The sequence below is a fragment of the Faecalibacterium sp. DFI.5.82 genome, from assembly GCF_029076575.1.
Classification (GTDB): Bacteria; Bacillota; Clostridia; order Oscillospirales; family Ruminococcaceae; genus Faecalibacterium; species Faecalibacterium duncaniae.
The window spans coordinates 1-13,037 of record NZ_JARFIS010000014.1 but is presented as its reverse complement, the minus strand read 5'-3'; the positions used below and the strand labels follow the sequence as shown (position 1 = coordinate 13,037).

Below are 13,037 nucleotides of genomic sequence, written 5' to 3'. Positions count from 1 at the left end.
TTTCAAAAACGCAAATTTTTTTATTTTTTGAAAGCGGAAACTATGTAAAGGCAACCCGAAGGCTGCCCCAGGCATCAAGCCTATCCTGTTTACACAGGTTCATTATCATCTTCATCGACGGAGCTATCTTCATCGTCGTCCTCAAACTCCGGATCGTACCCATAGTCCTCGTCATCGTCCACATAATCAGCATCTGGGTCAGGCTTTGCCGCTTCCTGTGCCTTCTTCTTTTCCTGGACTTTCTTAAATACGAAGAATCCACCACCACAGGCAAGCACAATCAGAGTAAGAATCGCCGGGAGCATATTTGTGGATTTCGGCTTTTCCTCCGGTGTCGGTTCTGTAATTTCAGGAACTGTTTCAACTACTTCCGGCTTTGTTTCCTCAACCGGCTTGGTGAACTCTGCAACTTCTTCCTCGTCCATCAGCTTGAGCAGGTCGGCTTCATCCACCTGATTCAGAAAATGCACGGTTTCCTCGCCCTTATCATCACGGTCAATGATGATATAGAAGTAGTTTCCGTTTTTGGTTACAGCGGTAATGAACTGCTTTCCGCTTTTCGTAGGCGAGCCAGCGTCATCAACCAAAGTCAGATTGCCGTCGGGAGTAAGCGGTAGCATCGGCTCCTCCGGCTCTGTTTCGGGAACTTTTTCTTCGACCGCAGGTTCTTCAGTCGCTACGCTTTCATCTACATAGGCAAATGCCGTTGTAGAAAACACGCCAAAACACATTGCACACGCCAGCAATGCGGCTCCAATTTTCTTAAATCTCATTCTGCGTTTCCTCCTCATTCATAGTATTGATCGTATCAGGCTTCGGAGCCATATCCGCAGCAAACATACGGAGCAGCTCGGAAAGCTGTTCGGGATTCAGGTTCGCAGCATGAACCATCTCATGGATTTCGGAATTTTCCTCCTCACGGTATCTGCGTTCCAGGTCTTTCACCTTAGCATCCCATTCTGCCCGTTTCTTACGGGCTTTTTCAAGGTCTGCACCTATTCTGTCTAACTTGGCACTCAATCGCCATCCCTCCTTTAGTTTCTGATTCTGCCGAAGCAGTAAAAATGCTGTTGCCAGTAATTCGATTCGATAGAAGCGTAGGAAATGGGGTTTCCGCAGTGGATCATCATACCATTGCCAACATAGATACCAACGTGTGATGCACCGGAGGTATCATAAGTGCCTTGGAAGAAAATCAAATCTCCCGGTTTGGCAGAGCTTTTCGGGATAATGTCGCATACGCCCATCAAACCGTTTGCGGTCAAACGACCAACACTCCAACCGTTTCCGCAGTGATTGATTACATAGGAAACAAATCCGGAGCAGTCAAAGGAGGTAGACGGGCTGCTGCCGCCCCACACATACGGGTATCCCAGATATTTTTCAGCTTCCCGAATCATATTGGCAAATCTTGTGTCTGTCAGCGCTTCGCCCGGAATATCATAATCGGTGTACTCGCCGCCAGGGGTGGCGTAAATGTCATTTCCGAAAATATCCGGTCTGTTGCCCCTTGTCTGAAGCAAAATTCTATATCGCTCCATATCATCTTCCGACAAGCCGGAATTTGAAATCACACTGTTCAAGCCCTTATTTCTGAGCTTCACATTCAGAATATAATATTCGTAATCTTCTTCCTCTGTTGTTGTCTCTCCCGTTTCGGGATCAGTAGAAGATGTTGTTCGTGTACGAATCTCTACTACTTCCGTCAGGGTCAGCTCATATTGTTGCTCAAATAGCCATTGCAGGGTAGCCTGCACCTCATCTCTGGTGTAATCCTCAAACTTCACCGTCAAATACGCCGCCAGCTCATAAGGATTGTGGTTGATTTCATCAAGGTCATACCGGTACTCGTCATATCCGCTATGAGTACGCTCGATATTATTGATTTTATTGCGGAGCGCAGCTTCCAAAGCCTTGTAATCATTGTCCGCACCAATAATATCTTCCTCTTTTGCAGTAAAAGAAGTTCCCAGAATGATCTGTGTGCCGCCTTGGAACATAGCCGAACAAGACGAGAACATCCCTGAGAGTATCATAAAAAGCAGTCCGGCAATCAAAACAAACAGAATCGTTTTAGAGTGTGTGGTGCAGAACTCCGTTACTCTTTCTGTGATGTTCTTGGCTCCCTGAGCTGCTTTGCCCGTTGCCTTGCCTGCACCCTTAGATGCAGAAGCCGTTGTCGAAGCGGTATTCTTACCGGCTTTGGCGGCAGCATATTCTTTCTTGATTGCCCTTTTCTGTTGCCAACGGGAAAAGGGATTGGAACCGGCATCGGGGTTGTCCTTTTTGAACTTCTCATACAGGGCATTTACATTTGCTTTATCTGACTTCTCAACCAGCTTTTCCGCCTTGTCGTAGGCTTTCAGCTTGTGACTGTAAACGGCATGATCGACGGTATAGACAGTGGATTCAACAGCCTTGGTCGTTTCCTGCACAGCCTGAACGCCGATATTATCATCCTCATATTCTGACACCGCCCGATGTGCTTTGGATGTGAGCGTGACTGCGGCACCACGGCTTGCCATGTGCTTTGCCACAGATGGGCGCTCGATTTCCGTAAACTCCGCTTTTTCAAAACGGAGCTTTGCTTTACGGGAACCGGCTGCATCTGTTTCCAGCTTTAGCTTCGGCTTTGCCTTTTTAGAAGCCAATTTGTCTGCCGCTTTTTCAGCCCTATCAACCGCCTTATCTGCACGGTCGGCAGCTTTCTTCACATGAGAATCTGCAAGGTCATCTTCGGTAAAACGGAGTCGTGTAGGTCTTTTCGCCATACATTACGCCTCCTTTTCCTGTGCCACCTCGTTTAACTTCGTGGTCATAATGCGATACAGTTCCAGATCTGTCGGGAATCGGTCAATGAACGGCAGAATCACATTGCCATAGAACAGAAGTCCTTCGCCCTCACCGGAGTTGGTTACATAGGACAGCTGATGCGGCGAAATGTTCAACCGCTGTGCCAGAATACTTCGGTCATCGCTTGCCTGATTCAGCATATAGATGAAATCAGAGTTTTCGAGGATGTTGGCAATCTCCGGGGAACGAAGCAGGTCTTTGACATTCTGAGTAATACCGGTCGGCAAGCCGCCCCATTTACGGAATCGCTTCCAGATTTCTACGGAATAGGTTGCCGTCTGTTCTTCCTTCAGAAGCAGATGGAACTCGTCAATATAATATCTGGTCGATTTACCGGCAGAACGGTTGGCAGTTACACGCCCCCAGACCTGATCCTGAACGATCAGCATACCGATTTTTTTCAGCTGATTGCCCAGCTCCTTAATGTCGAAGCACACCAGACGATTCTGAATATCCACATTGGTTCTGTTGTTAAACAGTTTCAGAGAACCCTTAACATAGATTTCCAAGGCGGTCGCTACATGGTGGGCTTCCTTTTCGTCCTGTTTCAGAAGGGCATCATACAAATCCTCAAGGATCGGCATATTCTCAGGGGCAGGATTGTCGAAATATCTCTGGTAAATCTGATGCACACAACGGTCGATAACCGTCTTTTCGATAGGCTGCAAGCCATCCTTACTGCCCATAATCAACTCACAGAGGGACAGGATAAAATCAGCTTTCAGTGCTACCGGGTTGTCATCCTCAGAGTAGTTCAGGTTGATGTCCATAGGGTTGATATAGTTGGTACTGGAGGAGCTGATTTTTACCACCTGACCATTGAACTTGTGAACCAGAGCCGCATATTCCGCTTCGGGGTCGCAGATGATAATATCGTCATCCGTAACCAGGAACGCATTGGTGATTTCACGCTTTGCGGAAAAGGATTTACCGGAACCGGGAGTACCCAGAATCAGTCCGTTGGGGTTCTTGAGCTTCTTTCTGTCCACCATGATAAGGTTGTTCGACAGAGCATTCAGCCCGTAATAGAGCGTTTCTCCACCATTCTGGAACAGCTCCTGCGTGGTGAAAGGCACAAAAATAGCCGTGGAACTGGTAGTCAGGCCACGACGAATCTCAATCAGGTTTTGTGCCAAAGGCAGGCTGCTCATCAGTCCGGATTCCTGCTGAAAATCCAAACGACGCAGATTGCAGTTATGCTTCTGGGCGATGCTCTGTGCCTGGAACACATTGTTCTCCAGTTCCTGCTCGGTGCGCCCGGTGTTCAGCACCAGAAATGTCACCATGAACATTCGCTCATTCTGGCTCTGCAATTCTTTCAGAAGTGACTTCGCATCTTTACCATAGGTAGCAAGGTCAGATGGGATAATGTCCATGTCATAGCCAGAACGCACAGCCTTTTTCTGTTCCTCGATTTTGGAACGGTCAAGCTCGGTGATGATTCTCTTGATGGTCTTAATCGCCGCAGTCTGGTCAACCGACTGGATGTGCATGGTCACGATCTGCGTGGATTCCATATCCAGAAAATCCGCCAGCATACGATCAGACAGGTCTGATGCCGTAATTGCCAGATAAGACATCGAACCGAAGATACTGCCCATCTGGAAGGTGCGGTTGGTCTTAAAGGCAAACGCCGTCGGAGCAATGAAGTCCTTTACGGACAGCCCGGATTCCACAAGATACTTCCAATCGAAGAAGAACTTATCATTATCACCCATGTGGAACATAGAGTGCATCAGATGCAGCCGCTCTTTGCCGTTCATGGTAGTGGCAATGACACCCAAACGCCGAAAGTTATTGAGCAGATCGTTTTCGATATGGTTGAGTCTCGGCTTTGCCTGCCGCATGGATTCGGCTTCAATGCCGAATGTCAGGTACTTGGTTTTGGTCAAGCCGTTGTTGCCCTGCGCCAACTGCTTTTTCAGCATCTGGCTATACTCGGCACGGACGGGATTGAAGCTGTCCTTCTTGAACGGGATACGGATACTCTTTTCAAAGCTTTCAGCATCGGTACTCAGGTTCATAAAGGAAAGCTCAAAGTGAATGGAGCTGTCAAAGAAATTCAGGAAACTGCACCACTCATCGAAGATGGCAGTCTTATCTTCCTGCTGTGCCAGCTGATAGTTGATGTCCTGAAACTGAATGGTCTTGGTGTAATAACTGTCAGTGACACGGCAGATGCCATCCGGGAACATTCTCTGAAAGGGAATGGACTGCTGTGCAGTCTGCGGAATACCGTTGTCCTTCTTTGCCCGTTCCACAACAGCTTTAATTTCTCGCTGCTGCTTCCGATTCAGATTTGCAGGCATTTTGATGTTTCTTGCCTGTGGCTTCTTTTTGAAAAACAATTCGTTCAACCTCCTTTTCCAGTTTGTACTGACGCATCAAAGCGTCATAATAGTTGTCCGTCTGATAAGGGCGAACCTTGGGACGAACGAATTTGGTCTGAATGAAGTGTTCTACAACCACTTCCAACGGCTGACTATCCTTTTCATACATTGCCAGAAAGAACAACGGTAACATGACGATCATCATGGACAGTGCTGCAAGGCTCACATTTCCGGTTGCTTTGACCAGAAAGAAAATCGGCACTCCGATGAGCGCCGCCGCACCAAAGCAAAGTAACTGCCGTTTCGTCAGATTGAAGAACACTTTTGTTTTTACCCTCGTCAGGTCACGAGGTACGGGAATATACGCTGCCAAACAATTTCCTCCTTCCCTTAGTGAGCGCTGAATACACCCTTCGCAAGCGAACCAGTCTTAAACAGGGTGAAGCACAAAAGGACGGTGTAGCCCATAACACCCCAGATAGAACCGATGATGTCATCACTGAATGCGATAGACTGAATCAGCACCGCATAAATGCCCACGCAGATCATAATCAGGAATCCCTGGAATCCGATTGCAAACAGCGAACGCAGATAATTCTGTCCGATATTGCTCTGTTCTCTGTTTCCAAAAGTGGAAAGCGGAATCGGGGCAAGGCTGACCATCAGATAAATTTCAATCATTCGACCGTAGACGATCACAAAGATGATGATTGCCAAAGCGGACATCGTGACCTGCACGATAAAGGATTGCAGGAACAAGCCGAGCAAAGGACCCAAATCCATTGCCATCAGCGTTTCTTCCATTGTTTCCAATGCCGAAGCATCTATGGCAGTATTTCCGGATATGATACCGGCGCTTGCGTTTATAACGTGCTGTGTCACATCAAACACAGCCATCGTGATATTGAATGTGTTTGTGATTAACATGACCGCAACAAAAGTCTTGAACACCCATTTGAAGAAGATCCAGGTTTCAAAATTTGCCAGATTGTTGTGGTCAATAATCATCTGAATTAGCTCATAACAGGCAATGAAGGTCAGAATCAAGCCTGCGATTGGGATAATCACTGACTCGGAGATGTTTCGTACCATGGCAAAGACACCCGGCGAAAAATTCGCCGGGGTCATGCCAACGGAGGTTGCTATCTCGCCAACCTGGTTGTTGACGGACTCAAACATCCCCGACAGATTTCCCATAATAGCTGAAACGAGCATTTCTTTCAGCCAGTCTGTGATCTGTTGGAGTATGCTGTCCAAAGGCGATTACCTCCTTGTTTTGTGATTAACCGAACAGTCCGGAGAGCAGAGGTACAAGGGTGGTGCCGATGAGGGCAACACCGCCGCCAGCCATGAGCTGCTTCATGCCCTGGGACTTTGCGCCGGGGTTATCGTTGCCGTAGCCCTCAAGCAGATTGATTGCACCCCAGATGCCAAGACCTGCGCCCAGAGCGATAACGAGAGTCTGAAGAACGGTTACTGCGCTATTGAAAAATGCCATAATATTTTCCTCCTAAAATTTGAAATTGTTTTGAGAATAGAAAAAGCCCTCCGTACTACCGGCATCAAAACCGGACGGAAGGCTTAGTTTACGAGAATCTTTTCAAGGAACTCCTCGACGGTTATCACGCCAAGTTTCTGTTCCATTCTGCTTCTTGCATATTCAGTTTCACAATCATATATATCACCACCACCTTTCATAAGAAACAGCCAATACATTGACTGCAACAAATCTTCACGAGAAGCACAGATTGTCGGTGAAAAAACGACAGGTGAAACCTTCAGAACCTCTGCGAGTTTCGCTGTGGTTTCTGCATTAGGGGTTCGAGCGTTTTTCTCATACTGAGCAATACGGACATCCGCTGTTTTCTCGGAATACCCCATCAGGAGTCCAAGCTCTTTCTGGGTAAGGCGGCGAAATCGTCTAACGAACTTCAATCGCTGCCCAATAGAGGTATCCGTGATCCACCAAGTCATTTTTTTTACACCTCGCTTTCTGCAAATTCTCGATATACAACCTCATTTTTTGCTCTGCGCTTGCCTACGGCTTCACTGGGAGCAAGGTCAGGGTAGGTTGCCTGCACTTTCTGTCTGCTTCTGCGGACAGTTTCAAACCCCGGAAAGCTGCGTCTATCCAGTTCCTTCAAAAACACAGGAACCGTCATGGCATGAATGTCGATGCCACGCAGACCGGAATAGTGTTCCAGTACCATCAGGTACAAATGATTGTCGGTATTTCTTGCCTTGTGGTCGTGTTCCAAGATGTTCTTAACCAGGGCAGATACCGTTTTCAGATTTTCCAAACAGAAACCTCCTTAATCCGCATCGACTACCACAAACTCATCACCTGCCTTGAGCTTCAACCTTCGACTCAGAAACTGCTCAATGTTGAACTCATTTCTCTTATCAAAGTCTGATGTGTACTTATAATTGGGGTGCTGCGTCAGATCGTACTTGTCAGAAAGAAACGGTCTGACACCACGCAACTGCAAAATACACTTGCTGCCATCCAGAACCGCAAGCTCATCTACGCTCGCAAGGTCTTTGCCTAACTTCTGATAATTCAAGCCGTAAGACGGGCTGTTACCTCTGGTGTTGGAGGTGTTGTAGGTGTCGATAGTTTCTTTTCCCAATGCCTGATTCAGTTCTTTGAGCGTGGTTGGCTCAGAACCACCCAGGAAAATTCGGGAATCCATGTTGCCGATGATGGTATCGGCATTGTCTTTATAAATGGCTTTCAGCTGTGATTGTGCCTGGAGAACAAGGCAAGCCGATATTTCACGGCTTCGGATTGTCGCTACCAGTTTTTCCAGATTGGGAATCTGACCGATGTTTGCCATCTCATCAATCAAGCAGCGCACATGAACCGGCAGTCTGCCGCCGTACACATCATCTGCTTTCTCGCACAACAAGTTGAACAGCTGTGTGTAAATCATGGAGATCAAAAAATTAAACGTCGCATCCGTATCTGACATAATCAGAAAGAGCGCCGTTTTCTTATCTCCGAGAGTATCCAACTGCAACTCGTCATAGGCAGTCACATCTCTGACCTCCTGAATATCAAAAGGAGCCAGACGAGCGCCGCAGGAAATCAAAATCGACTTAGCGGTCTTGCCGGCAGCCAGCTTGTATTTTTTATACTGACGGACTGCAAAGTGATTCGGCTTTTTCTTTTCCAGGGCTTCAAACATCAGATCCACCGGGTTCTGGAACTCCTCATCATCTTCCCGCACCTCCATTGCGTTCAGGAACTCAATCAGGGTGGAGAAATTCTGTTCCTCAACCGGAGCTTCATAGTGGATATATCCGATCAAGGCACAGTAGAGCAGCGTTTCCGCCTTCGTCCAGAACTCATCACCGGCTTTTCCATCACCCTTTGTGTTGGCAATCAGCGTTGTCACCAGTTTCAGAATGTCTTTTTCTGAATGGATATAGGCAAATGGGTTATAGTGCATCGACTTCTGAAAGTTGATGGTGTTGAAAATCTTGATGGTGTAGCCATGCTTCAAAAGGGCGTTGCCGCACTCAATCACGATGCTGCCTTTCGGGTCAGTGACCACATAGGAACTGTGCATCTGGAGAAGGTTTGGCTTCAACCAAAAGCGAGTTTTACCGGAACCCGAACCGCCGATAATCAGAACATTCTTATTTCGGGCATTGGCAGGATTCTTCGGGCGATTGCTCATCATCAGCCGCTCCGTTTTCGTCAGGATCACATTGTCCTCGAACTTTGGTGCAATAAACGGCTCAATATCTTTTGCCGTTCCCCAACGAGCAGAACCGTACTCAACATTGTGTCGGTACTTCTTTGCGTTTTTGCCTTTTAGATAGACAGCCAGCCGAAGTCCTGCGCCGCAGAGAATACCAATCAGCAAATCCAACGGGTGAAAGCTGGGAAACGGATTGTTCAGGGCTATCGGAAGGGCATGAAAAAAGCTGAGGATTTTCGCAGATGAATCTGCCCCCTCAGCCAATCTCCATGCTTCTCCTAAATTCGTAGCGAACAACCCTACCAGAAAATACGGTAAATTCAGAATCAGGAGCTTTTTCATTTTTCTCTTATCCATCACAGATCACGCTCCTGTTTCTTCTCTCGAACCTTCTTCGGAATCGCTGCGACAATTTCCTTGAACTTCTTCAGCTGCGCCAGAACGCTCGGCTTTTCATTCTTGGTTAATGCCCTTGCCTGATGTTCCTTGCAGATTGCATCCAAAGCATCTGCATCTTTAGAACGGACAAAAACAAGAAACCGGGGAGGATCAACGGACTTATCTTTTCTTACGGCAAAGTCCACGCCATACTTCTTGGCGAGCTTTTCAAAATCACGGATACTCTCTTTGTCGATCTCAACATTCGTAGCACCCTGATTCTGTCCCAAAAGCTGTTTCACGGATTGCTTTCCATGAACGGCAGGGTCTCGTGCCTTTTTCATCTTCACTTTTTCCCGGTGCTGCAAATACTTGCGGATACCGGCAATGATAGTGCGCCCCGTCAGCTTGGTTGTGCTGATCGCCAGGTTTACTGTTCTGTTTTCAACTTCTTCCTGCATGATTCATCACCTCCTGCAAGCAGTAGAGTGAACAGATTATCGTGCCATATCTCTGTGGTCGTAATACAGATTGCCCTTGGCAACTGCGGCATGGCTGATAATCTTGATATTGCCAGCTTTCTGGTTATCCAGAGCCTTCTGATAACCCACATCGCTCAAATACAGGCGATTTCTTTCGCCTTTCCAACCGACAGGCGATTCATCGGTCAGCACATCGAAAATAATCATGTGCTTGGTGGCGTCATCAAATCGTGCCAAGTCCATATAGGTATGTCCCTGGTACTCCTTGGCACCATCCTGAATCCGCTTTCGCTCCATCAGCTCTCCAATCGTCGAATTTCTTTGCATAAGAACCTCCTTACAGAACATCTCGGTCAGGGTTACTTTTGTGGGGAACCGAATCAGCTTTGACAGGTGCATCTTCTTTCTTCACCATGTCATCCGGCAGGGGAAGCGCCATAATGCTGCGCCCCATGCGTACAAAAGTCTCAGGCTGATGAAAGTGTTCCTCAAACTGCTTCATCAGTTCCGGGGACAGAGAACAAAAATCATCCTCGCCCAATCCCACAACCAGAAAATCACCGGCGATAATGTCATAAATATCGCCGTCATCATCACGCAGCGCACGGTTCAGTTCTTTGCCTACGAGTTTACCTTCGTCGTGCATCACCAGTGCAACCGGCTCATTGAACGGATAAGTTGCCTCAATATCGCCACCTACGGCTTTCTGCAAATCCTCCAGCTCACAGCCGATCTGCACAGCCTGCGGATACATGAACGGCTTTACCAGCAACACATTCATGGTATCTGCCTGTTCTTTCTGAACCTCCCGTTCCTCGGTCGTGCCGAACGCAACACCGGTAAAGTTTTCGGAGTCCAGAATGTACTCCGAATTGTAATAAGCGGCTCTAACCTGTTCCTCTGCCGCATCGTGAGATTCTGCTTGCACCGTAACCGTTTTCTCCAAGGTTTCGGTGATCTTCACATCGTATTCTTTCAAGTTTCGATACCTCCGTTTCTTTGGAAATAAGAAAAGCGACCATCCATGAACCTGTTACAGTTCATAAATAGTCGCATCCACATCGGCTAAAAGCTCGAACAAGCAAATATCGTCCAGTTCGCAAATCAGGGAACCCATGTCGAAGAAAATATCGTCCTCGCATTCCACCGTAGTAACCACGCTGCGGTGTTCGTTAAGACAAATGGCTTCTTCCTTGTCCATCGTGATCGTAGACATACAGGACACCACATAGAATGTCATATCTTCTGCTAACCACAGCTCCTTGCTCTGAATCGTGCGAACTTTTTCATCGCCGCTCATATCTTCTACATAGGACAGAAGCCGCACGGCTCTGCTGTTCAGAAGTACCTTTCCCTGATAGTCGATACCCTCACCAGCAGAGGACAATACTCGATACTCGCTAATCATCTCGGCATTTTTCTGAAACGACTTTGCCAGAAGCGCAGGAGAAATATCATCGAACTCCTCACTGTAGTTTACGAGCATATCTACCATATAATCAGGATCGCAAAGGTCGTAGAGTTCTTCCAAAGCGCCCTGAATGTTTTTGGGTGTAAACATTTTTTACCTTACCTTTCCATTGATTTTTCTCTTTTTTTCTGCCATTGCTCCAAAAGCTGAATGATTTTATCCTCCATCTGCTTGTTGGTATAGGACTTCGGGAAGTATTTTCGCAACGAATCCGTTTTGAAGGTTACTCTGTCCAGCTCTCCCTTCTTGATTTCATTCATAATCTCGCACATCGCATCCAGCGTACACTCGCCCTCCTGTGCGAGCTTTTTAATTCGCTGTGCTTGCGAAAGGGAAGGAGCTGCTTGAGCATAATCCATTGCAGAAAGAAAATCCTTCTGTTCTTCACTTGCCAGATAGGAAAGCTCCACCGCAGGATTGAATTTGATCTGACCCGTATCTACCATATCCAGCAGTTCCGGAATCAGTTCGGTCAGACGGATATAACGGTGTACCTGATTTCTGCTTTCTCCTGCCTCCTGACCGACTATATCCATTGCCTGCAACTTCATCCCAACTTGGGATGAAGTTAAATCGGTGCGTTGACCTTGATGTTTAATCGCATCCAGCTTCATCTTATAAGCAAATGCTCTTTCACTCGGCAGGATACTCTCCCTCTGCAAATTCGCATCAACCATCAAAATAATGGCTGCATCATCGTCCAGGTCACGAACAATCGCAGGCATGGTTTCCTTACCCGCAAGCTCCGATGCCCGGTGCCGCCTGTGACCAGAAACGATTTCATAACCACCGTCGGGGTCAGGACGGACAATCGCAGGAGTGAGAACTCCGAAATCTCGGACGCTCTCTGCCGTTTTCATCATTTCTTCATCATCAACCACACGGAAGGGGTGTCCCTCAAAGGGGTGTAGCTCAGAAAGCGGAATTTCCTGCACACGCTCCTGCTGGGCTTCAGCTCTGGATTGATCGGTGGAGAAAATATCATCGTACCCCTTCAAGCTGATGTTTGCGCCTTTTTTCTGCATTGTTTAACACCTCCTTCGTCAGAATTTTATAGGCTTCGGCAACTTTGCCTTTGGGATCATGCTTGAAGATACTGGTTCCCTCTGCGCTGATTTCCTCTGCACGGACAGAGCGGGGAATGTCGGTCTTGTAAACCTTCAGCTTTCCGCCGTAGCTCTCCCGAATCAGATTGCTGATGTCTTTGGAGTAGTTGGTGCGGCTGTCCACCATCGTCAGAAGAATCCCTTCAATCCTCAGTTTCGGGTTGATTTGCCTCTTGACCTTGTTGATGGTTCCAAGCAGCTGTTCCAGACCCTTTGCAGGAAGGTATGCTGCCTGAACCGGTATCAGCACATTGTCGGCAGCTGCCAACGCATTGACGGTCAGCATACCCAAAGACGGCATACAGTCAAGAAGAATGTAATCATAATTCTGTTTGACTGTATCCAGGTATTGCCGGAGAATGGTTTCCCGGCTCATGGCATTGACCAGTGCTACCTCCATACCTGAGAGTTCGATGTTGGACGGCACCAAATCAACGCCCTCCGGATGATGAAGAATCCCTTCATCGGGAGTAATAGGGTTTTCCATCATAATCTTTCCCATCAGATCGGAAAGTGTCGGAGACAGATCATCCGGGCAGGGATTGCCCAAACTGACCGTCAGGGAAGCCTGGGGATCGGTGTCTTGCTGGGTATTCGTAAAACAGTTTTCGAGAAGTGACATGGCAACTGCCTGTCAGGATTGGTTACGAGTACCCAGCTAGGCCGAGGAATCATCAAGTCCCATGTTCGCACCGTCAAGGTGTTGAACA

15 protein-coding genes and 1 pseudogene are annotated in these 13,037 nt (G+C 47.5%); all 16 read right to left on the bottom strand.

Going from position 1 to position 13,037, the window contains the following annotated elements:
• Positions 1 to 89: 89 nt before the first annotated feature.
• Positions 90 to 773, bottom strand: coding sequence for a DUF4366 domain-containing protein (locus P0G09_RS14235; RefSeq protein ID WP_002578950.1), 684 nt, complete (start codon positions 771 to 773; stop codon positions 90 to 92).
• Complete coding sequence (locus tag P0G09_RS14230) at positions 763 to 1,020, bottom strand: DUF4315 family protein (protein ID WP_002304378.1); 258 nt, start codon at positions 1,018 to 1,020, stop codon at positions 763 to 765. Before P0G09_RS14230 ends, P0G09_RS14235 begins: the two co-directional genes overlap by 11 nt.
• 14 nt (positions 1,021 to 1,034) lie before the next feature.
• Positions 1,035 to 2,771 carry a C40 family peptidase gene (locus P0G09_RS14225; protein ID WP_002304377.1) on the bottom strand — a complete coding sequence of 579 codons (1,737 nt, stop codon included), beginning with the start codon at positions 2,769 to 2,771 and terminating at the stop codon, positions 1,035 to 1,037.
• A 3-nt stretch (positions 2,772 to 2,774) separates the two neighbouring features.
• Positions 2,775 to 5,162 (bottom strand): ATP-binding protein, encoded by a 2,388-nt coding sequence (locus P0G09_RS14220; protein WP_002588967.1) that lies wholly within the window; start codon positions 5,160 to 5,162, stop codon positions 2,775 to 2,777.
• Positions 5,122 to 5,556, bottom strand: coding sequence for a PrgI family protein (locus P0G09_RS14215; RefSeq protein ID WP_002304375.1), 435 nt, complete (start codon positions 5,554 to 5,556; stop codon positions 5,122 to 5,124). The genes P0G09_RS14220 and P0G09_RS14215 overlap by 41 nt, the downstream gene beginning before the upstream one ends.
• Before the next feature lie 17 nt (positions 5,557 to 5,573).
• Positions 5,574 to 6,440, bottom strand: coding sequence for a CD0415/CD1112 family protein (locus P0G09_RS14210; RefSeq protein WP_002304374.1), 867 nt, complete (start codon positions 6,438 to 6,440; stop codon positions 5,574 to 5,576).
• Between the two features lie 25 nt (positions 6,441 to 6,465).
• On the bottom strand, positions 6,466 to 6,681 hold the full coding sequence (locus P0G09_RS14205) for a Maff2 family protein (RefSeq protein WP_002576404.1): 216 nt from the start codon (positions 6,679 to 6,681) through the stop codon (positions 6,466 to 6,468).
• A gap of 83 nt (positions 6,682 to 6,764) precedes the next feature.
• Positions 6,765 to 7,157 carry a helix-turn-helix transcriptional regulator gene (locus P0G09_RS14200; protein WP_002304334.1) on the bottom strand — a complete coding sequence of 131 codons (393 nt, stop codon included), beginning with the start codon at positions 7,155 to 7,157 and terminating at the stop codon, positions 6,765 to 6,767.
• A gap of 5 nt (positions 7,158 to 7,162) precedes the next feature.
• Positions 7,163 to 7,483 (bottom strand): hypothetical protein, encoded by a 321-nt coding sequence (locus P0G09_RS14195; protein ID WP_002304332.1) that lies wholly within the window; start codon positions 7,481 to 7,483, stop codon positions 7,163 to 7,165.
• Positions 7,484 to 7,495: 12 nt separating this feature from the next.
• On the bottom strand, positions 7,496 to 9,247 hold the full coding sequence (locus tag P0G09_RS14190; protein WP_002588968.1) for a type IV secretory system conjugative DNA transfer family protein: 1,752 nt from the start codon (positions 9,245 to 9,247) through the stop codon (positions 7,496 to 7,498).
• Positions 9,247 to 9,729: a PcfB family protein gene (locus P0G09_RS14185; RefSeq protein WP_002304320.1), complete on the bottom strand. Its 483-nt coding sequence runs from the start codon at positions 9,727 to 9,729 to the stop codon at positions 9,247 to 9,249. The genes P0G09_RS14190 and P0G09_RS14185 overlap by 1 nt, the downstream gene beginning before the upstream one ends.
• 36 nt (positions 9,730 to 9,765) lie before the next feature.
• The gene (locus P0G09_RS14180; RefSeq protein WP_002304317.1) at positions 9,766 to 10,077 is read right to left on the bottom strand and encodes a DUF5720 family protein; all 312 of its coding nucleotides are present in this window, start codon (positions 10,075 to 10,077) and stop codon (positions 9,766 to 9,768) included.
• 10 nt (positions 10,078 to 10,087) lie between these two features.
• On the bottom strand, positions 10,088 to 10,729 hold the full coding sequence (locus P0G09_RS14175; protein WP_002588969.1) for a DUF3846 domain-containing protein: 642 nt from the start codon (positions 10,727 to 10,729) through the stop codon (positions 10,088 to 10,090).
• A 54-nt stretch (positions 10,730 to 10,783) separates the two neighbouring features.
• Complete coding sequence (locus P0G09_RS14170; protein WP_002304315.1) at positions 10,784 to 11,311, bottom strand: hypothetical protein; 528 nt, start codon at positions 11,309 to 11,311, stop codon at positions 10,784 to 10,786.
• A gap of 8 nt (positions 11,312 to 11,319) precedes the next feature.
• Positions 11,320 to 12,246, bottom strand: a complete 927-nt coding sequence (locus tag P0G09_RS14165; protein WP_002304314.1) for a ParB/RepB/Spo0J family partition protein — start codon at positions 12,244 to 12,246, stop codon at positions 11,320 to 11,322.
• Positions 12,203 to 12,910, bottom strand: a pseudogene (locus P0G09_RS14160) (ParA family protein); the annotation flags it as partial. The pseudogene P0G09_RS14160 and the gene P0G09_RS14165, both read right to left, overlap by 44 nt.
• Positions 12,911 to 13,037: the final 127 nt, after the last annotated feature.